The 20,106-nt window shown below is 67.9% G+C and carries 15 protein-coding genes; 4 read left to right on the top strand and 11 right to left on the bottom strand.

Going from position 1 to position 20,106, the window contains the following annotated elements; translation table 11 throughout:
• Nucleotides 1-79 precede the first annotated feature (79 nt).
• The 7 genes from CAL19_RS01435 to CAL19_RS01405 form a co-directional block, all read right to left on the bottom strand.
• Nucleotides 80-1,564 carry an efflux transporter outer membrane subunit gene (locus CAL19_RS01435; RefSeq protein ID WP_170941484.1) on the bottom strand — a complete coding sequence of 495 codons (1,485 nt, stop codon included), beginning with the start codon at nucleotides 1,562-1,564 and terminating at the stop codon, nucleotides 80-82.
• Nucleotides 1,561-4,677, bottom strand: a complete 3,117-nt coding sequence (locus CAL19_RS01430) for a multidrug efflux RND transporter permease subunit (protein ID WP_094795813.1) — start codon at nucleotides 4,675-4,677, stop codon at nucleotides 1,561-1,563. The genes CAL19_RS01435 and CAL19_RS01430 overlap by 4 nt, the downstream gene beginning before the upstream one ends.
• The gene (locus CAL19_RS01425) at nucleotides 4,674-7,763 is read right to left on the bottom strand and encodes an MdtB/MuxB family multidrug efflux RND transporter permease subunit (RefSeq protein WP_094795812.1); all 3,090 of its coding nucleotides are present in this window, start codon (nucleotides 7,761-7,763) and stop codon (nucleotides 4,674-4,676) included. The genes CAL19_RS01430 and CAL19_RS01425 overlap by 4 nt, the downstream gene beginning before the upstream one ends.
• A complete protein-coding gene (locus CAL19_RS01420) occupies nucleotides 7,760-9,013 on the bottom strand; it encodes an MdtA/MuxA family multidrug efflux RND transporter periplasmic adaptor subunit (protein ID WP_038852519.1) in 1,254 nt (417 codons plus the stop codon). The genes CAL19_RS01425 and CAL19_RS01420 overlap by 4 nt, the downstream gene beginning before the upstream one ends.
• 136 nt (nucleotides 9,014-9,149) lie before the next feature.
• Entirely contained in the window at nucleotides 9,150-9,902 is a 753-nt protein-coding gene (zapD, locus tag CAL19_RS01415; protein ID WP_026640641.1) for a cell division protein ZapD, read from the bottom strand.
• A 40-nt stretch (nucleotides 9,903-9,942) separates the two neighbouring features.
• On the bottom strand, nucleotides 9,943-10,587 hold the full coding sequence (coaE, locus tag CAL19_RS01410; protein WP_026640640.1) for a dephospho-CoA kinase: 645 nt from the start codon (nucleotides 10,585-10,587) through the stop codon (nucleotides 9,943-9,945).
• A 46-nt stretch (nucleotides 10,588-10,633) separates the two neighbouring features.
• The gene (locus CAL19_RS01405; RefSeq protein WP_094795811.1) at nucleotides 10,634-11,503 is read right to left on the bottom strand and encodes a prepilin peptidase; all 870 of its coding nucleotides are present in this window, start codon (nucleotides 11,501-11,503) and stop codon (nucleotides 10,634-10,636) included.
• 178 nt (nucleotides 11,504-11,681) lie between these two features.
• Here CAL19_RS01405 and CAL19_RS01400 point away from each other — a divergent pair, with 178 nt between their 5' ends.
• Together CAL19_RS01400 and CAL19_RS01395 are read left to right on the top strand one after the other, a co-directional pair.
• Nucleotides 11,682-12,419, top strand: a complete 738-nt coding sequence (locus CAL19_RS01400; RefSeq protein ID WP_026640638.1) for a copper resistance protein NlpE N-terminal domain-containing protein — start codon at nucleotides 11,682-11,684, stop codon at nucleotides 12,417-12,419.
• 189 nt (nucleotides 12,420-12,608) lie between these two features.
• Complete coding sequence (locus tag CAL19_RS01395; protein WP_094795810.1) at nucleotides 12,609-14,630, top strand: PIG-L family deacetylase; 2,022 nt, start codon at nucleotides 12,609-12,611, stop codon at nucleotides 14,628-14,630.
• 5 nt (nucleotides 14,631-14,635) lie between these two features.
• Here CAL19_RS01395 and CAL19_RS01390 read toward each other — a convergent pair whose 3' ends face one another.
• From CAL19_RS01390 to CAL19_RS01375, 4 genes are all read right to left on the bottom strand, one after another.
• Entirely contained in the window at nucleotides 14,636-14,911 is a 276-nt protein-coding gene (locus CAL19_RS01390) for a response regulator transcription factor (protein ID WP_231494599.1), read from the bottom strand.
• An 84-nt stretch (nucleotides 14,912-14,995) separates the two neighbouring features.
• Entirely contained in the window at nucleotides 14,996-15,838 is an 843-nt protein-coding gene (gene panC, locus CAL19_RS01385) for a pantoate--beta-alanine ligase (protein WP_094795809.1), read from the bottom strand.
• Between the two features lie 37 nt (nucleotides 15,839-15,875).
• The gene (locus tag CAL19_RS01380; protein ID WP_026640636.1) at nucleotides 15,876-16,763 is read right to left on the bottom strand and encodes a segregation and condensation protein A; all 888 of its coding nucleotides are present in this window, start codon (nucleotides 16,761-16,763) and stop codon (nucleotides 15,876-15,878) included.
• Nucleotides 16,764-16,809: 46 nt separating this feature from the next.
• Nucleotides 16,810-16,998 (bottom strand): DUF3460 family protein, encoded by a 189-nt coding sequence (locus CAL19_RS01375; protein ID WP_026640635.1) that lies wholly within the window; start codon nucleotides 16,996-16,998, stop codon nucleotides 16,810-16,812.
• Nucleotides 16,999-17,096: 98 nt separating this feature from the next.
• On the opposite strand from CAL19_RS01375, the gene CAL19_RS01370 reads away from it, so the two are divergent.
• Both CAL19_RS01370 and glpK read left to right on the top strand, forming a co-directional pair.
• Nucleotides 17,097-18,527, top strand: a complete 1,431-nt coding sequence (locus CAL19_RS01370; RefSeq protein WP_094795808.1) for a DHA2 family efflux MFS transporter permease subunit — start codon at nucleotides 17,097-17,099, stop codon at nucleotides 18,525-18,527.
• Nucleotides 18,528-18,540: 13 nt separating this feature from the next.
• On the top strand, nucleotides 18,541-20,061 hold the full coding sequence (gene glpK / locus CAL19_RS01365; protein ID WP_094795807.1) for a glycerol kinase GlpK: 1,521 nt from the start codon (nucleotides 18,541-18,543) through the stop codon (nucleotides 20,059-20,061).
• Nucleotides 20,062-20,106: the final 45 nt, after the last annotated feature.

The raw sequence follows: 20,106 nt of genomic DNA, 5'->3' as shown, positions 1-20,106 counted from the left end.
TTCAAACCTGTACGCTCTGCTCCCCGCTTCCTGATGCTTGGTGTCTGACTCCCGCAGGGTGTCTGACACCGGGCGGTGTTTATTCCTGCTGCGGCTCGGCCTGCGCGGTGTCTTGCGGTGGCAGTCCTTCCCAGCCGCCGCCCAGGGCGGCGATGAGTTGTACGCTGGCGGCCAGGCGGCTGCCCAGCAGGCTCAGCGCATTGCGCTCACTGTTGAGCGCGGTGGTTTCGAGCACGGCCACGTCCAGGTATCCGATCAGGCCGGCCTCGTACTGGTTGCGCGCCAGCCGCAATGATTCGCGCGCGGCTTCGAGTGCGCGTCGCTGCACGACCTGCTCTTGTTCCATGACGCGCAGCTGGATCAGATAGTCTTCGACTTCGCGCAGCGCGCCCAGCACGGTCTGGCGATACAGGGCCGCCTGCCCCTCGTAGGCGGCGCGGGCGCGGTCCAGTTCGGCCTGGCGCGCTCCGCCGTCGAACAGCGTCAGCGCCAAGGCCGGGCCCAGCGACCAGAACCGTGCGGGCGCGGTCAGCCACTGCGCGAATTGCCCGCTGCGAAAGCCGCCGTCGGCGCTCAGCACCAGGTCGGGGAACCAGGCCGACTGCGCGACGCCGATCTGTGCGTTGGCGGCCGCCACGCGGCGTTCGGCCGACGCCACGTCGGGCCGGCGCTCGAGCAGTTCGGACGGCAAGCCCGCCGGAATGTGGGGCAACGCCTGCGCGAAGCGCGCCGGCGCAAGTGCAAAGCGCGAAGGCGCCAGCCCCACCAGCACGGCTATGGCATGTTCGAACTGGCCGCGCTGCCATTCCAGATCGATCAACTGCGCGCGCGTGTTTTCCAGCTGCGCCAGGGCGACCGACACGTCGCTCTTGCCCGCCACGCCTGCCTGATAACGGTTCTGTGTCAGCCGCAAAGACTTTTCGTAGGCCGCCACGGTGGATTCCAGCAGGCGCTTCTGTTCGTCCAGGATGCGCAGCTGGAAATAGTTCTGGGCCAGGGCCGATTGCGCGCTGAGTCGCGCGTTGGCAAGGTCGGCGAAGCTGGCGTCGGCCTCGGCGCGGCTGGCCTCCACTTCGCGGCGCACGCGCCCCCACAGGTCGGCCTCCCAGCTTGCAGAGCCGCTCAGGTTGTACTGGTTGGCAACGCCCCCGGCGGCGCTGTTGCCGCCGCCCGCCCGGGTGGCGCTGGTGTTGGCGCCCACCGTGGGAAAGAACCCCGAGCGCGCACCCTGCACCAGCGCCTGTGCCTGGCGGTAATTGGCCTCTGCCTGCGCAATGGTCTGGTTGGCCGTATTCAACTGCTGCATCAGCCCGTCGAGCGTCGGGTCCCCGTACACCTGCCACCATGCGCCGCGTTCTGCGGCATCGCGCGGCTGGGCGGGTTTCCACCCGTCGACGGAAGCCGGCGCTTCTTTGTAGCTGTCGCCCACATCAAGCGTGGGCCTCTGGTAATCGGGGCCTACCGCACAGGCGGACAACAACGCGCAGCAACACGCAAGCAGCAGCGCGCGGCGCGGCGCGCGTGCAAGGTCGGGAAACGAAAGCAACGACATGGCGCGGCTCATGGGCGTTCTATATCCGGTTGCGGACCCGCCACCCCGCCGCCGCGGCGGCGGCCCCGCAGCCACAGGCGGAAGCGGTCCAGGTACAGGTACACGACCGGAGTCGTGTACAGCGTGAGGATCTGGCTGAGTATCAGCCCGCCGACGATTGTCACCCCCAGCGGTTGACGCATTTCGACGCCGGCCCCGGTGGCCAGCACCAGCGGCAATGCCCCGAAAATGGCCGCCATCGTGGTCATCATGATGGGGCGAAAGCGCGTCAGGCACGCCTCGAAGATGGCGTCGCGCGGCGTCAGGCCGCGTCGGCGTTCGGCCTCCAGCGCGAAATCAACCATCATGATGGCGTTCTTCTTCACAATGCCGATCAGCAGGAACACGCCTATCAGCGCAATGATGGTGAACTCGCTGCCCACCAGCATCAGCGCCAGCAAGGCGCCGATGCCGGCCGATGGCAGCGTGGACAGGATGGTAAGCGGATGCACCAGGTTTTCGTACAGGATGCCCAGCACGATATACATGGTGACCAGCGCGGCCAGGATCAACCAGGGCTGCTGGCTTTGCGCCTGCTGCTGCGCGGCGGCGGCGCCCAAAAAGCCCGCCTGGATCTGGTCCGAGGGCAGCCCGATGCGCGCCACGGCGGCGTCGATGGCGCGTATGGCCTGATCCAGGGACACGCCGGGCGCCAGGTTGAACGAAATATCGTCGGCCGCGAACAGCCCGTTGTGACGCACGCTGAGCGGGGCATTCGTGTTTTCGAAGCGCGCGAAGGCCGACAGCGGCACGCGCTGGCCATCCTGCGTGATGACATGCACCTGCTTGAGCGATTCGGCATCGCGCGCAAAGCGCTGGTCTACACCCATGACCACATGGTATTGGTTCAGGGGGCCATACATCACGGAAACCTGGCGCTGGCTGAACGAATTGTTCAGCACGGCCGCGATGTCGGCCATGCGTATGCCCAGCCGCGTCGCGGCCTCGCGGTCGATGACCAGCTCGATCTGGCGGCCCTTGTCTTCGACGCTGGAGTCCACGTCGACAAGTTCGGGCAACGCGGCCATGGCCTGCTGCACCCGCGGCATCCAGGCGCGCAGCAGCGACAGATCGCCCGACAGCAACGTGTAGTCGTACGAGCCGCTGCCCTGCCCGCCACCCAGGAAGATATCCTGCTGCGGCACCAGGAACACCCGCGCGCCGGGGGTATTCTGCAGCCGCCCGCGCAGGCGGTTGACCACATCGTTGGCGCTGACATTGCGTTCGTCCAGCGGCTTGAGCTGTATCGACATAAAGCTGCTGTTGCTGCCCCCGCGCCCGCCCGCATGCACCGTGATGCTGGCCACGGCCGGGTCCGAGAGAATCACCTTGCGGAAGTATTCCAGCTTGGGCACCGTGGCCTGGAAAGACGTGCCCTGGTCGACGCGGAAAAAGCCCAGCAGCTGACCGGTGTCCTGCTGCGGCAGGAAGCCCTTGGGCACCACGGCGTACAAATACACGTTCAGGCCGATGGCGGCCGCCAGCAGCAGCATCATGATGCGTCCGTGCGCGAGCGCCCAGGACAGGCTGCGCCGGTAATGCGCCAGCATGGCGTCGAAGCCGCGCCCGATCGCCGCCGACAGCCGCCCCGGCCTACGCTCGCGGTTTTGCGGCTGCAGCAGCCGTGCGCACATCATGGGGGTAAGCGTCAGCGACACCACCAGCGACACCAGGATGGCGGCCGAAAGGGTCACCGCGAACTCGCGGAACAGCCGCCCGACCACGCCGCCCATCAACAAGATGGGAATGAATACGGCCACCAGCGACAGGCTCATGGACAGCACCGTGAAGCCGACTTCGCGCGAGCCGCGCAACGCCGCCCGCATGGGCGAGGCGCCCTGCTCGATATGGCGCATGATGTTCTCGAGCACCACGATGGCGTCGTCCACCACGAACCCCGTGGCGATGATCAGCGCCATCAGCGAGATCGTGTTCAGCGTATAGCCGCACAGGTACATCACGCAGAACGTGCCGATCAATGAAACCGGCACCGCCACGCTGGGAATGAGCGCGGCGCGCCAATGGCGCAGGAACAGCAGCACGACCAGCATCACCAGGCCCACCGCCACCACCAGCGTCAACTCGGCCTCGTGCAGCGAAGCGCGGATGCTGGGCGTTCGGTCTTGCGCGATGGTCAGGTCTACGTCGCCCGGCAGCATCGCGGCCAGCTGCGGCAACTGGGCGCGCACCGCTTCTACGGTTTCGATGATGTTCGCGTCGGCCTGGCGGCGCAGGATAAGCAGGATGGCCGGGCTGTTGTTGTAGAAACCCGTCTGGAACAGGTCTTCGACCGAGTCTTCCACCGTGGCCACGTCGGACAGCCGCACCGGCGCGCCGTCGCGCCACGCTACCACCAGCGGGCGGTACTGCTCGGCGCGTTCGAGCTGGTCGCTGGCCATGATCTGCCAATGATGGCTGTCGTTCTCGATAAAGCCCTTGGGCCGGTTGGCATTGGCCTCGGTCAGCGTGCTGCGCACTTCGTCCAGCGACACGCCGCGGCTCGACAGCGCGCCCGGATTGAGATTGACCCGCACCGCCGGCAGCGAGCTGCCGCCCACCGTGACTTCGCCCACGCCTTTTACCTGCGCCAGCTTCTGCGCCACGATGGTCGAGGCCAGGTCGTACAGCCTGCCCTGGCTCAGGGTGCTGGAAGTCATGGCCAGCACCATGATGGGGGCCGACGAGGGGTTGACCTTGCGATACGTGGGGTTGCTGCGCAAGCCGGTGGGCAGCAGCGAACGCGCGGCATTGATGGCGGCCTGCACGTCGCGCGCGGCGCCGTCGATGTCGCGGCTGAGGTCGAACTGCAGGGTGATGCGGGTGCTGCCCTGCGAACTGCGCGACGTCATTTCGGTGACGCCGGCAATGGCGCCCAGCGAGCGTTCCAGGGGCGTGGCCACGCTGGACGCCATGGTTTCCGGGCTGGCGCCCGGCAGATTGGCCGTGACCGAAATGATAGGCAGGTCGACTTCCGGCAGCGGCGCCACCGGCAGCATGCGGTACGACAGCAGCCCCGCCAGCACCAGCCCCAGGCACAGCAAGACCGTGGCCACCGGGCGCACGATGAACGGCGCCGACAGGATCATGCCGGCTCCGTGGCCTGCCGCGCCCTGCCCCGGCGCGAAAGGCGGTCGAACATCAGGTAGATGACCGGCGTGGTAAACAGCGTAAGCACCTGGCTGAGCAGCAGCCCGCCCACCATGACCAGGCCCAGCGGCTGGCGCAGTTCGGCGCCAGTGCCGGTCGACAGCATCAGCGGCAACGCACCGAACAACGCCGCCAGCGTCGTCATCAGGATGGGGCGGAAACGCAGCAGGGCCGCTTCATGGATGGCCGCGCGCGGCGTCAGCCCGCGCTTGCGCTCGGCCTCAAGCGCAAAGTCGATCATCATGATCGCGTTCTTTTTCACAATGCCGATAAGCAGGATGATGCCGATGATGCCGATCATGTCGAGCTCGGTGCCCCGGATCATCAGCGCCAGCAGCGCGCCCACCGCGGCCGAAGGCAGCGTGGAAAGAATCGTGATGGGGTGGATATAGCTTTCGTACAGGACGCCCAGCACAATGTACATGGTGACCACCGCGGCCAGGATCAGCCACAGCGTGCTGGACAGCGAGTTCTGGAAAGCCAGCGCCGCGCCCTGGAAGCGTGTCTCGATGCCGGCCGGCATGCCGATCTCGGCCTCGGCGGCCTTGATGGCCTCGACCGCGCCCGACAATGATGCGCCGGGCGCCAGATTGAACGACACGGTGGTCATGGGGAACTGGTCGAGCCGGCTGATGGCCAGCATGGTGCGGCCCTGCGAAATCTGCGCCACCGCCGACAACGGCGCCAGCGTGCCGGCCTCGGTCGTCAGGTGTATCTGTTCCAGCGCCTGGGGAGACTGGCTGAACTGCGGCAGCACCTCCAGCACCACCCGGTACTGGTTCGACTGCGTAAAAATGGTGGAAATCAGCCGCTGCCCGAACGCGTTGTACAGCGCCTCATCGATGGCGGCCGTGGTGATGCCCAGCCGCGCCGCGGCATCGCGGTCGATTTCCACCCAGGTCTGCAGGCCGTCGTTCTGCATGTCGTGCGCCACGTCGGTCAGCTCGGGCAGCTGCGACAGGCGCTCGACCAGCCGCGGCGCCCACTCGGCCAGCAGCGCCATGTCGGGATTGGACAGGGTCATCTGGTACTGCGTGCGGCTGATGCGGTCTTCGATGGTGAGATCCTGCACCGGCTGCATGTAGACCTTCAGGTCGTGCTGCGCGGCAAGCGCATCCTGCAGGCGGCGGGTGATCTCGGCCAGGTCGCCGTCGCGCTCTGCATGGGGCTTCAGGGCGATCTGCATGCGGCCGGTGTTCAACGTGGCATTGGTGCCGTCCACGCCGATGAACGAGGCCACGGATTCGACATCCGGGTCTTGCAGCACGATGCGCGCGGCGGCTTGCTGGCGCTGCGCCATCGCGGGGAAAGACACCGAGGCCGGCGCCTGCGTGATGGCCTGGATGATGCCGCTGTCTTGCTGCGGGAAGAAACCCTTGGGAATCGCGATGTACAGCAGCACGGTCAGCACAAAGGTGCCCAGCGCCACCAGCAGGGTCAGGCGCTGGCGTGCCAGCACCCACTGCAGCATGACGTCGTAGCGCCTGATGACGCCGTCGATGAACGCCCCCGTGGCCCGGTGGAAGCGGCCGTGCCGCTGTTCGGACTCGGGCCGCAGCAGGCGGGCGCACATCATGGGGGTAAGCGTCAGCGACACCACCAGCGAAATCAGAATGGCCACCGCCAGCGTGATGGCGAATTCGCGGAACAGCCGCCCCACCACTTCGGTCATGAACAGCAGCGGGATCAGCACCGCGATCAGCGAGAACGTCAGCGAGATGAGCGTGAAGCCGATCTGCTGGGCGCCCTTGAGCGCGGCCTGCATGGGCGTTTCGCCTTCTTCGAGGTGCCGCGCGATGTTCTCGATCATGACGATCGCGTCATCGACGACGAAGCCGGTCGCGATGGTCAGCGCCATCAAGGTCAGGTTGTTGATGCTGAACCCGGCCAGGTACATGATGCAGAACGTGCCCACCAGCGACAGGGGCACCACCACGCTAGGGATCACCGTGGCCGTCAGGCTGCGCAGGAACACGAAGGTCACCATTACCACCAGGGCCACGGCCAGCAGCATCTCGAACTGCACGTCGGACACCGACGCGCGGATGGTCTGCGTGCGGTCGGACACGACGGTGACATCCAGGGTGGCGGGCAGCGCGTGTTCAAGCTGCGGCAGCATGGCGCGGATGCGGTCGACCACGTCGATGACATTGGCCCCCGGCTGGCGCTGCACATTCAGCAGAATCGCGGGCTGGTCGCCCGCCCAGGCGGCCTGGCGCACGTCTTCGGCGCCCTGCACGGCCTGCGCCACGTCCGACAGGCGCACGGGCGCGTTGTTGCGGTAGGCGATGATCAGGTCGTTATAGTCGGTGGGCGACTTGAGCTGGTCGTTGGCGTTGATGGTGGTCGAACGTTCGGGCCCGTCCAGGTTGCCCTTGGGCTGGTTGACATTGGCGCCGACCACCGCGTTGCGCAGATCGGCCAGCGACATCCCCGCCGAGGCCAGCGCGCGCGGGTTGACCTGGATGCGCACGGCGGGGCGCTGCCCGCCGGCCACGCTGACCAGCCCCACGCCTGGCACCTGCGACAGCTTCTGCGCCATGCGCGTATCGACCAGGTCGCGCACCTGAGGCAAGGGCATGGTGGGCGAAGTAATGGCCAGTGTCAGCACCGGCGCGTCGGCAGGGTTGACCTTGTTGTACACCGGCGGCACGGGCAGGTCGCCGGGCAGCAGGTTGGACGCCGCGTTGATGGCGGCCTGCACCTCTTGTTCGGCCACGTCCAGCGATACGTCCAGGCTGAACTGCAGCGTGATCACCGACGCCCCGCCCGAACTGGTGGAAGACATCTGGTTCAGCCCCGGCACCTGCCCGAACTGGCGCTCGAGCGGCGAGGTCACCAGCGAGGTCATGACGTCGGGGCTGGCGCCCGGATACAGCGTGACGACCTGGATGGTGGGATAGTCCACCTCGGGCAGCGCCGATACGGGCAGCAGGCGGTAGGCGATGAAGCCGGCGATCAGGATCGCCACCATTGACAGTGTGGTGGCGACCGGCCGCAGGATGAACAGGCGTGACGGGTTCACGGCGCCTTCGCTGGCTGGCCGGCGCCCGCACGCGCGCCGGCGCCCAGTGTCTGGCCGGGCGTGGCCGCAATGGTGGCGTCGCCCGTGACGACACTGACCTTGGCGCCCGTGCGCAGGCGGTCGGTGCCTTCGACGACCACTCGGTCGCCTGGCGCCAGCCCCGCGTTGACGGCCACTCGGTCGCCATTGATGGCGCCCAGCTGCACTTGCCGCACTTCTACGGTGTTGTCGGGACGCAGCAGGAACACGAAGGGGCCGGCGTTGCCCTGTTGTACCGCGGCCGTGGGAATCACCGTGGCGTCGTCGCGCGTCTGTACCAGCAGGCGCACGTTGACGAACTGGTTGGGAAACAGGCGTTCGTCGGCATTATCGAAACGCGCCTTGAGCCTGACCGTGCCGGTGGCCACGTCGATCTGGTTGTCGAGGGTCTCGAGCTGCCCGGTGGCGACGAGTTCGGTATCGTTGCGGTCGTAGGCGCGCACGGCCAGCGTGCGCCCGGCGCGCACCTGTTCAAGCACTTCGGGCAATTGCGTTTCGGGCAGCGAAAACAGCACCGAGATAGGCTGGGTCTGTGTAATGACCACCAGGCCTTCGGTGTCGCCCGTCGATACCAGATTGCCCACATCAACCTTGCGCAGCCCCAGCCTGCCGTCTATGGGCGCGGTGATGCGCGTGTACTCCAGGCGCAGCTTGGCGTCGTCGACGGCGGCCTGGTCGCTGATCTGGGTGCCTTCATACTGGCGCACCAGCGCGGCCTGGGTATCGAGCTGCTGCCGTGCGATCGAATCCTGCTTGAAAAGGGTTTGATAGCGCTGCAGGTCGCGCCGCGCATTGGCCAGCTGCGCCTGGTTCTGCTGCTGCTGCCCGCGCGCCTGGGCCAGCGCCACTTCATAGGGGCGGGGGTCGATCTGCGCGAGCAGGTCGCCCGCCTTGACGCGCTGGCCTTCATTGAAGGCCACGTCGATCAGCTCGCCATCGACGCGGCTGCGTACAGTGACGGTGTTGTACGCGGTAACGGTGCCCAGCGCGCGCAGCTCGATGTCGATGTTCTGCGTGCCCGCTGCGGCCACCCGCACGGGCACCGGCATGTCCATCGCGCCGCCCCCGCCGAACCCACGGCCCTGGCGCTGCGCCGGCTGATCGCCGGGCTTGAGCGCCAGCCATGCGACAACGGCTAGGGCCAGCAATGACAGAGTCGCCACCAGCAAGCGCCGGCGGCGCGGCCTGGTCGGTTCGGACATTTGGGGCATAAAGGGTCGGACACAAGCGGCTGAAGGCGCTATTGTCCCCCAAGAGCACCCGTTTACGGCGCCGGGCGGCGGCGCTTGAAATACGCCGCAACAGGAAATCGGCCGTCGCGCCGCGACGGCGGCATGCCGCGCCGGCTCAGGCGCTGCAAAGCGACATCTGGAAGGACAGGTCGCGCGTGACCTGCTGGGGCTTCGCGTCGCCGTTCTGGCACGAAAAACGTATCCAGATCATGTACTTATTGGCGCTGATCTCGGGAAACACGCCCAACTGGGGGTCGATCCAGACGCGCAGCAATTGAAACAGCTTGCCGGCCAGCATCTGCTGGTAGGCGCCGCCCTCGGCCTGGATTTCGGAGCGGCGGCCCGATTCGCGCAACAGGCGCAGCGCCATGGCCACGGCGTTGTGCAAGGGGCGCAGCGGCGCCGTCCAGGCCTGCAGGTCGGCGCAGCGGTCGGCCTCGGGCCGGTGCTGCCAGGCATGATACGAGGGCATGTCGACCTGCGTGGCGCCGCCGGGCACCGCCAGGCGGCCGCGCAGGCTGACCAGCCATTCGTTCTCGCGCAGCGGCTGCCCGGCGCGTCCCTGGGCGGCCAGGTTGCCCACGGTGCGTTCCAGGTCGGCAAGCATCGATTCGAGGGCGTCCTGGGCGACATTGGGATGGTCGCGCAGCGCCTGCAAGGCCACGCGCTGGCGATCGAGGTCTTGCAGCACGGCGGTCTTGATGTCGGTGCGTTCCGTGGCGTCGAGGATATCGAACAGGGTCGCGACCGCGATCTGGTGATGCCTGGGATCGCCTTCGCGCGCAAAGTAGTTCAGGCGGTCAAATAGGTATTCCAGCCGCAGGTAGGCACGGACGCGTTCGTTGAAAGGATATTCGTACAGAATCACGCTATGTACAGGCCTGTTTGTGATCGGCCCGCAGGCCGGGTTATTCAGGAGAGCCGGCCGCACCGGGCGGCGGATTGCGCGGCGCCGCCGCCAGTCGGCGCCATTGGTCGTGCAGAGCCTTTGCCCGCGCGCGCAGCTGTTCGACAGTAGTGGCGCCGTCGTTGACGATGACGTCGTCTGCTGCCGCGAGCCGGGTTGCCCGCGCGGCCTGTGCCGCCATGATACGCCGTATGGCTGGCTCCGTCAGCCCGCTGCGCGACTGCACCCGGGCGACCTGGGTAGCCGGATCGCAGTCGACGACGCAGATGCGATCGACCCGGTCGCGCCAGCGGCCGGACTCTACGAGCAGCGGCACCACGAACACCAGGTACGCGCCCGTGGCCACGGCGGCCGCGCGCCGGGTATCCGCGCCGATGAGCGGATGCATGATGGCTTCGAGCCGTGCGCGCGCGTCGGGTTCCCGAAATACCAGGTCGCGCATCCAGGCCCTGTCCAGGGCGCCGTCGGCGCCGATGGCCGCATCGCCGAACGCCTCGCGTATGGCGGGCAGCGCGGCCCCGCCGGGCGCCGTCAGGGCGTGCGCGATGGCGTCGGTGTCGACCACCGCCGCGCCCCATTCGGCCAGCATGTCGGCCACGCGAGTCTTGCCGGAACCAATGCCGCCGGTCAGCCCGATTTTGTACATAGATGTAATCCGTTAAAGCCATGGGCGCCCGGCCCGCGTCGGCTAGCTAGAACCATGCCGGCCCCCCCGGGGTCAGCAGCATCACCACGCCGGCCAACGCAAGATAAGGGCCGAAGGGCAAAGGCTGCCCGCGCCGCGCGCGGCCCGTCAACCGCAGGATACCCGCGCCGGCCACGCCCGCGAGCGAAGCCATCAGTAACAGGGCGGGCAGCGCCGCCAGGCCGAACCACGCGCCCAGCGCGGCCAGCAGCTTGAAATCGCCGTACCCCATGCCTTCACGCCCGGTCAGCAGCCGGAACATATGAAACAGCAGCCACAGGAACACGTAGCCCACCACGGCGCCCAGCACGGCCAGCGGCAGCGGCGCGATTGCTCCGCCAAGGTTGACCAGCAGGCCCAGCCAGGCCAGGGGCAGGGTGATGGCATCGGGCAGCAGGCTGGTCTGCAGATCGATCCACGCCAGCGCCACCAGCGCCGCGCACAACAGCATGGCGCACAAGGCCAGCGGCGTGGGCCCGAACCGCCAGACGCACAGCGCGAAGAGCGCGGCGGTGGCCAGTTCGGTGACGGGATAACGCCAGCCTATGGCGCTGCCGCATGCCCCGCAGCGGCCCCGCAGCCACAGCCACCCGGCCACGGGCAGCCGGCGCCAGCCGCGTATGGGAGCGGCGCACGCGGCGCAGTGCCAGCCCGGGGTCCACAAGTTATAGGCGGCCGGGCCGGGGGCCGGCGCGAGCGGCGCAAGGGCATCGGGCAGCGCCGACTGGCGGTAGTCGTAGTATTGCTGCAGCCACTCGCGCTCCATCATGCGGGGCAGGCGATGGGCGAGCACGGTCAGCCAGGCGCCGGCCAACAGGCCCAGCACCGCAGCCATGGCAATGGCCCAGTGGAGATCGACTGCGAAGGCGTGCCGCATAGGTATTCAGGCCAGCATTGTGTAGGGGCCGGGCGCGGCATGACGCGCAACAGGGCCGGTGACGCCGCATTATTCCGGCATGCGGCAAATAGTTCAAACCCGCGCCGTGATGCAAACGTATCGGATGTTTCCATAAATGCGTAGAATTCCGACATATCCACTACGTTTGTCAGCCATCATGCCCGCACCCGCAAGTCTTCAGGCGCCTCGCCATCGATTCCTGACCCTGACCGCGGCCACGCTGGCTGGCACGGCGCTGATCGCGGGCTGCGCGCAGCAGCGCACCGAGGGCTACTACAACCCGCCGCCGGCCGGCACGCTGACCGACGCACAGTACCAGGGCGAAGGCGCGGCCTACCGCAGCGTGGTGCGCGCCCCCTCGCAGTTGCAGATCGAACTCAAGGCGCCGCCCCCGGGCCAGACGCGCCCCCGCACCGAAGCCGAAGACGCCGCAGCCCAGGAAGCCGCCGAATCCAGCGCCGCATCGGCGGCGCAGGCCGCGGGCAGCGCTTCGCCGGCCGCCCACGCGCTGGTGCCCCAGGCACAGACCTACATGGGCACCCTGCCCTGCCTGTCGCCCTCGGAGCAATGCGCCGCGCAACGCATCACGCTGACCCTGGCCCCCAACGGCCGCTGGCGCAGCCGCGTGGCCTACCTGGACAACGCCGGCAATCTCAGCAAGCCCACGGCCGAGCAAGGCTGCTGGGATGCCACGACCGAACGCCCGCCGCGCGTATTGATATTCGACGCCGACGGCGCGCCGCGCGCGGAATTCGTGGTGGCGGCCAATAACGTGCTGCGACTGCGGTCGGTACTGGGCAAGACGCCCAATCTGAACTACAGCCTGACGCGCCAGCCCGACCTGGACGCCATCGACGAACTGTCCAAGCAGCCCGCCCCCAAGTGTTCCGCCTGACGCCGGCCGTCAGCCGCTGAACCTGCCGCGCCCGGCGCCAGCCGGGCGCATTCGCGTTCATCCCCATGGCGCGCGTCGCGGCGGCTCGCTATACTCGCCGCGCACAGAAAACCATCACCTCATACCAAGATACTCGCGCGGCAGCAGCCCCGCCAAGCCAAGTATCGGGTTGTCGCCCACAGACGATCCATGCGCCATTTCCGGGCCCGCTGCGCGCGCGCCTTCCGTTGTTTGCTGCCTTGCCTGGGCTGGCTGGCCTGGGCCGGCGCCGCCATGGCCACGCCCCCCGCTGCGCCCGCCGCCCCCGACACGCCGTCCCTGGCTGACTGCCGGGGGATCAAAGACCTGGCCTTTGTGGCCCACCTGGACGACGACCTGCTGTTCATGAACCCGGACCTGGCCGCCAACATCGAGGCCGGCGGGTGCGTGCGCGTGGTGTATCTGACGGCCAGCGATGCCGGCGAAGGCGAGCCCTACATGCTGGGACGCGAGCGAGGCGTGCGCGCCGCCTACGCATACATGGCCGGGCAGCCGGACCTGTGGAAGGAAGACGCCGTGCGGGTCGATGGCTACGACATCGCGCGCTTCACCCTGCAGGGCAACCCCGGCGTGCAGTTATGGCACATGCGGTTGCAGGATCCATGGCTGGGCGAGGGCTGGGGCAGCCTGACGCCGCTGAGCCAGGCAGAATCCGTGCCGGGCATGGTGGCGCTTACACTGGGCCCGCGCCTGCAGGCATACGGCCGCGAGGATCTGGTGCGCACGCTCGCCGCCATCATCGACACATACCGGCCCACGGCGGTGCGCCATCTCGATGACACCATCAGCGTGCCCTACACCCAGCTGTGCTGGCGCTGCGCGGGCCATGGCCATCCGGACCATATCTCCAGCGCGCGGCTGGTGCGCGACGCCATCGCCCTGGCCCCCGGCAACTATGCCGAGACGGGCTATGTCGACTACCCCAGCCAGGAACGGGGCATCAACCTGGCCGAGGCAGAAATCGCGCGCAAGTCCGAGATCTTCCGCCATTACGCATGGAACGATTACCACTATTGCAGCGGGCCCGTCGGGTGCAAAGAGCCGGCCGGCCCGGCCGCGGCATGGGTGCGCCGCGCCTATTATGTGTCGCGGCACGACGTCGCGCCCGAACTCTATGCCGGCCCGCAGGGCGGCCTGATGGTGTTCGCGGCGGGCGAAGCCAACGACGCCGTCAATATGTGGGATGCCCGGCAGCGCCGCTGGAACACCTTGGGCGGCCGCACCGCGGGCCCGCTGGTGTCGCTGGCATTCCCGGACTCCAGCGTCGGTATCGTGGCCCGCGATACCCTGGGCGGCCTGTGGATCAATAGGCAGGGCCTGGACGGCGCCTGGAACGGGTGGCAGGCCATGGCGGGAATGCGCGCGGCACGATCGCCCGCCGTGGCGCCCCGCGGCGATGCCGCCATCGTGGCCATCGGGCACGATGGCCTTTATCACTGGACCGCCCTGACAGGGCTCGACAGCGGCTGGACGCCCTGGCAACCCCTGCCCCTGCTGCCGGACGCGCGCGGCAATGCCGCCATCGCCCGCGACGAAGCCCGGCGTTACTGGGCCTTTGCCATCGATAAAGACGGGCAGCTGTTCGCCACATGGCAGCGCGAAGCGCACGAGAGCGCCGCCTGGGCCCCGTGGCAGCGCCTGCCCGCCCCGCGCAGCAGCGCAGGCCTGGCCGCCATACGCAACGGCCAGGGCCTGATCGAACTGTATTTCCGCGCCCACGGCATCGGCCACCTGATGCGCATTGCGCAAGCCGGCGGGCAAGCTGCCGATGCCGCCCGCACCCAGCACTGGACACCGGCCGTCGATCTGGGGGTACCGTACGTGGGCAAGCCCGCGGTGGGCGCGGATGCGCATGGGCACGTCGCCGTGGCCGTACTCGAAAGCCCGGGCGGGGCCCTGTGGTTGGTGGAAGGCGAACGCGCGACCCGGCTGCAGGCGAACGCCGCGTCGCTACCCGCCATGCGTTTCTTGCACGGCACGTTGTACGTCGTGGCGCGCAGCGCCGGCCAGATGCAGACCTACCAGGTGCTGGCGCGCAACAATGGCGTATGGGGCGCTGCGACGCTGCTGGAAGATTTGCCGCCGGACGGCGGCGGCCCGTTCGGCGCCGGCGTGCTGGCGGCGACCGCAGCCCGGCAGGCAGGCAGCGCCGGGGCGGCGCCGATGCGCTGACGCATTCAGCCGCGCAGGGAAGTGGTGCCCTGGCGCGGGCATAGCCGGCAGGCCAGTTCCAGGGCGTTGCGCACGCCCAGCTTGCGAAAGATGCGCGCACGGTGGGCCTCGGCGGTGCGCAACGAAATGCCGAGTTCAATCGCCACGACCTTATTGGGCCTGCCGGCCGCCAGGTACGACACAATCTGCTGCTCGCGCGGCGTCAGGCGGGCGATGGCGGCCGGACCATGCGGCGGGGGGGTATCCTGCATGAAGAGCTCGCTTGCAATGTCGGATTGCAAGGCAGTCTGCCAGGGCCGCCTGGGCCCCAGATACTGTCAAACTTGACAGGATTTTTACGCGCGATGGCGCGCGCCCCCGCGCGCCTAGAGTTCCAGGTTGTCGATCAGCCGGGTGGCGCCCAGCTTGGCGGCGGCCAGGGCCACCAGTGGTTCGCCGGCATCCAGGTCGGCCGGCGCGGGCGATTGCAGGTCGCGCTGGCGGCGCACGGCCAGGTAGTCGACCTGCCAGCCGCGCGCGGACAGCGCCTGCGCGCACTCGCGCTCGATGGCGGCCAGGTCGCGTTCGCCGGCCCCGATGCGCTGGCGTATCGACAGCAGCGCCTGGTACAGCGCAGGCGCCTCGGCGCGCTCGGCCGGCGCCAGATAGCGATTGCGCGACGACAGCGCCAGGCCGTCTTCGGCTCGCACCGTTTCGTGGGCGACGATGTCCACCGGCAGCTGGAACTGGCGGCACATGTTCCGCACGATCATCAACTGCTGGTAGTCTTTCTTGCCGAACACCGCCACGCGCGGCTGCACGCAGGCCAGCAGCTTGAGCACCACGGTGCTGACGCCGCCGAAGAAGCCCGGACGGAACTCGCCTTCCAGGATGTTGCCCAGATCGTCGGGCGGCTGCACCCGGTAGTTCTGCGGTTCGGGGTACATCTCGCGTTCGTCGGGCGCAAACACCACGTAGACGTCGCGCGCCGCTTCGAGCTTGGCCACGTCGTCCTGCAGCGTGCGCGGATAGCGGTCGAAATCCTCGGCAGGGCCGAACTGCAGGCGGTTGACGAAGATGCTGGCCACCACGGGGTCGCCATGCTGGCGCGCCAGCTTCATCAGCGCCAGGTGGCCGGCGTGCAGATTGCCCATGGTGGGCACGAACGACACGCGGTTCTGCCCGCGCAAGTGGTCGCGCAACTCTTGGATGGTGTGGACGACTTTCAAGGGAATCTCCGAAACGGCGTGCAGCCCGCGCGCGGCTTCAGGCGGCGGCAGCTACGCTGGTGTACGCCAGGCGCACATAAATGGGCGCGTAGGGCTCGGCCTGGGTGATTTCCAGCAGCGATTCGCGCGCCAGTTCGAGCATGGCGATGAAATGTACCACCACCACCGCCACCGGCGCGCCTTCGCGGATGCGTTCCATGAACAGCTCGCCGAACTCGATGAAACGCACATCGTTCAGGCGGCGCAGGATGTGAGTCATGTGGTCGCGCACCGACAGCTGTTCGCGCGTGATGTGGTGATGCTGGTTCAGCTTGGCGCGCTTCAGGATATCGGCCCACGCGGCGCGCAGGTCGTCGACGCTGACATCGGGCAGCATGCGCTCGGTCGTGATGTCGGCCACGGCCTGGGCGCGCTTGAAATCGCGGCCCAGCTGCGGCAGGGTGTCGAGCTTCTGGGCCGCCAGCTTCATCTGCTCGTACTCGAGCAGCCGCCGCACCAGCTCGGCGCGCGGGTCTTCGGGCTCTTCGCCGGTGTCTGTCTTTTTTACCGGCAGCAACATGCGCGACTTGATCTCGATCAGCATGGCCGCCATCAGCAGATATTCGGCCGCCAGTTCGAGGTTGTGCATGCGGATCTGCTCGACATACGACAGATACTGCCGCGTGACATCAGCCATAGGGATGTCGAGCACATTGAAGTTCTGCTTGCGTATCAGGTACAGCAGCAGGTCCAGCGGGCCTTCGAAGGTTTCCAGGAATACTTCAAGCGCGTCCGGCGGAATGTACAGGTCGGTCGGCAGCTGGAACAGCGGTTCGCCGTACAGGCGCGCAAAGGCCACGCTGTCGACCACGTCGGGCGTGCTGTCGACGGGAGGTTCGACCAGGGCGGCCAGGGCCTCGCCGGAAACGGGATGGTTCGCAGGCATGGCGCGTCGTCAGGATGCAGACACGAGGCGCGCGCGGCGATGGCGCTTATTCACTGTGATACACGTAAGGCTTCTGCGGCACGCGCGCGGCGCGGAAGGCCTCGAGCAGCTCGGTGTCCTGCTTCTTGTCCCACAGGCGGGCGCGGCCTTCGCGCTGGCGTTGCTCGACGTCGGGATGCTGCGCCTTGTACGACTTCAGAAAGCGAGTGATGTCGGATTCGTAATGACTTGCCATGGCACCGTATAAAAACAGGTTGCAGATTCCCCCAGTTTACTTCAGCCCGGCCGGCCCCCGGACGTTACAATCGGCTGGCCCCCCTGTCTCCCGTCCACATGTCTGCAGATTCCGTCGCACCAGCCTCCTCTCCTCCCCCTTCCCCGGACGCGGCCCGCGCGGCGCGGATGATTCCCTTCATTGTCGGGTGCGCGCTTTTCATGCAGATGCTCGACTCCACCGTCGTCGCCACGGCCCTGCCGGCCATGGCGCAGTCGCTGCAGACCACGGCGGTGCGGCTCAATGTGGCCATTACGTCCTATCTGCTGGCAGTGGCGGTGTTCGTGCCCGTCAGCGGCTGGGCCGCCGACCGCTATGGCGCTCGCCGGGTGTTCACCGCCGCCATCGCCCTGTTCACCCTGAGCTCGATCGCCTGCGCGATGTCGCACAGCCTGGCCCAGCTGGTGGCCGCGCGCGTCGTGCAGGGTATGGCAGGCGCCATGATGGTGCCGGTGGGGCGCATCATCCTGCTGCGCGTGGTGCCCAAGCAAGACCTGCTCAAGGCCATGTCTTTCCTGTCCATACCGGCCCTGCTGGGCCCCGTGATCGGGCCGCCGCTGGGCGGATTCATGGTCACCTACATGTCCTGGCACTGGATTTTCCTGATCAACATACCCATAGGCATCGCGGGCATTGCGCTGGTGCGCCGCTACGTGCCCGAAATCCGCGAGGCGTCCACGCCGCGCCTGGACTGGCTGGGCTTTCTGCTCAGCGCCGTCTGCCTGGCCACCCTGGTCAGCGCCTTCGAGGCGCTGGGCCACAGCCTGGTGCCGCCCCTGATGGTGGCGGGCATGGCCCTCGTGGGCCTGGTCTGCGGCGGCCTGTACGTGTGGCATGCCCGGCGGGCCGCCCACCCCATCCTCGACCTCACCCTGCTGCGAGAGCCGACCTTCGCCATTTCGGTGCTGGGCGGCAACCTGTGCCGGTTTGCGGTGGGCGCGATGCCCTTCCTGCTGGCCGTGCAGTTGCAGGTGGGGTTCGGGCTGACGCCGTTCTCGGCCGGGCTTATCACTTTTGCCAGCGCGGCCGGCGCGCTGCTGATGAAGTTCGTGGCCACCCCCATCGTGCGGCATTTCGGTTTCCGGCGCGTGCTGACCGTCAACGCGGTGCTCACGGGGCTGTTCATCATGGCCTGCGCCGCGTTCACGCCAGGCACCCCGGTGTGGCTGCTGATCGGCATCCTGCTGGTGGGCGGCTTCTTCCGGTCCTTGCAGTTCACCGGGGTAAATACGCTAACCTATGCCGACATCGCGCCCGAGCGCATGAGCAGCGCCAGCAGTTTTGCGGCCATGGCCCAGCAACTGGGCATCAGCCTGGGGGTCGGGGTGGCCGCGGTCACGCTGAATATCAGCATGGCTGTGCGTGGCGCCGACCATTTCGCCACTGGCGACGCGATGGTGGCGTTCGTGGTCATCGGCGTGCTGTGCGCGGCCTCTACGCTGTCGTTCAGGCGGCTGGCGCCGCAGGCCGGGGCTCAACTGCAAGGTTGATAGGCAGGCATCCGTGACGAAATCGTACATTCTGGCCCTGGACCAGGGCACCACCAGTTCGCGCGCCATCGTGTTCGACCGGCATGGCGCGGCGCGCGGCGTCGGGCAGCGCGAGTTCCGCCAGTATTACCCGCAGCCGGGCTGGGTCGAGCACGACGCCAACGAGATCTGGCAGAGCCAGCTCGATGTGGCGCGCGAGGCATTGCGCAATGCCGGCGCCAGCGCGGCCGATATCGCCGCCATCGGCATCACCAACCAGCGCGAAACCACGCTGATCTGGGACCGCGCCACTGGCCGGCCGCTGGCCCGCGCCCTGGTCTGGCAAGACCGCCGCACCGCGCCCATGTGCGACGCGCTGCGCCAGCAAGGCCACGACAAACTGCTGCAAGAACGCACGGGGCTGGTGCTGGACGCTTATTTTTCCGGCACCAAGCTGGCCTGGATGCTCGAACATGTGCCGGGTGCGCGCCAGGCCGCCCAGCGCGGCCAGCTGGCCTTCGGCACGGTAGACACCTGGCTGGTATGGAACCTGACCGGCGGGCAGGTGCACAGTACCGACCCCAGCAATGCGTCGCGCACGCTGCTGTACGACATCCATGCGCACGACTGGAGCGACGAGATACTGGCATTGCTGGACATTCCGCGCAGCGTGCTGCCGGCGGTGGCTCCCAGCAGCGCAGAAGTGGGCCATGCCCTGCCCGAGTGGTTCGGCGGCCCCATATCTATTGCAGGCGTCGCCGGCGACCAGCAGGCCGCGACGTTCGGGCAGGCGTGCTTCAAGCCGGGCATGGCCAAGAACACCTACGGCACCGGCTGCTTCATGTTGATGAATGTCGGCGACCGGCCCATCGCGTCACAGAACAACCTGCTTTCCACCATAGGCTGGGGCCTGCCCGCGCCCGGCGCGGGCACGGCGGGGCAACCGACGTACATGCTGGAAGGCGGCGTTTTCATGGCCGGCGCCGCCGTGCAGTGGCTGCGCGACGGGCTGGGCATCATCCAGCGGTCAGACCAGGTCGAGGCGCTGGCAGCCAGCGTGGCCGACACAGACGACGTGTTCCTGGTGCCGGCCTTCGCCGGCCTGGGCGCGCCCGACTGGGACCCGTATGCGCGCGGAACCCTGGTGGGCCTGACGCGCGGCACCACGCGCGCGCACGTGGCGCGCGCCACGCTGGAAGCCATCGCGCTGCAAAGCGCCGAACTGCTCACATGCATGAATGCAGACAGCGGCATCGAGCTGTCGGAACTTCGCGTCGACGGCGGCGCGGCGCGCAATGATCTGCTCATGCAGATGCAGACCAACCTGCTGGGCGTACCGGTAGTGCGCCCGCGCGTGGCCGAATCCACCGCGCGAGGCGCAGCCGGTCTGGCCGGCCTGGCCACGGGGTTCTGGTCCGGGCTGGACGAATTCGCGGCGCAATGGGAAGCGGAGCACCGCTTCGAACCCCAATGGTCCGCCGACCAGCGCCAGGCGCGCCTGGCCCGTTGGCGTCAGGCGGTGGAACACGCCAAGGGCTGGGCGCGGCCGACGTAAGAAACAGGCGCGGCCCGCGCGAGTTCGTATGGTGTCAGACACCTG

The organism is Bordetella genomosp. 7 (genome assembly GCF_002261265.1).
In the GTDB taxonomy this organism is placed as follows: Bacteria; Pseudomonadota; Gammaproteobacteria; order Burkholderiales; family Burkholderiaceae_B; genus Bordetella_A.
Note: the sequence above shows the minus strand (reverse complement) of the source record. Positions and strands in the feature narration are given on the sequence as shown.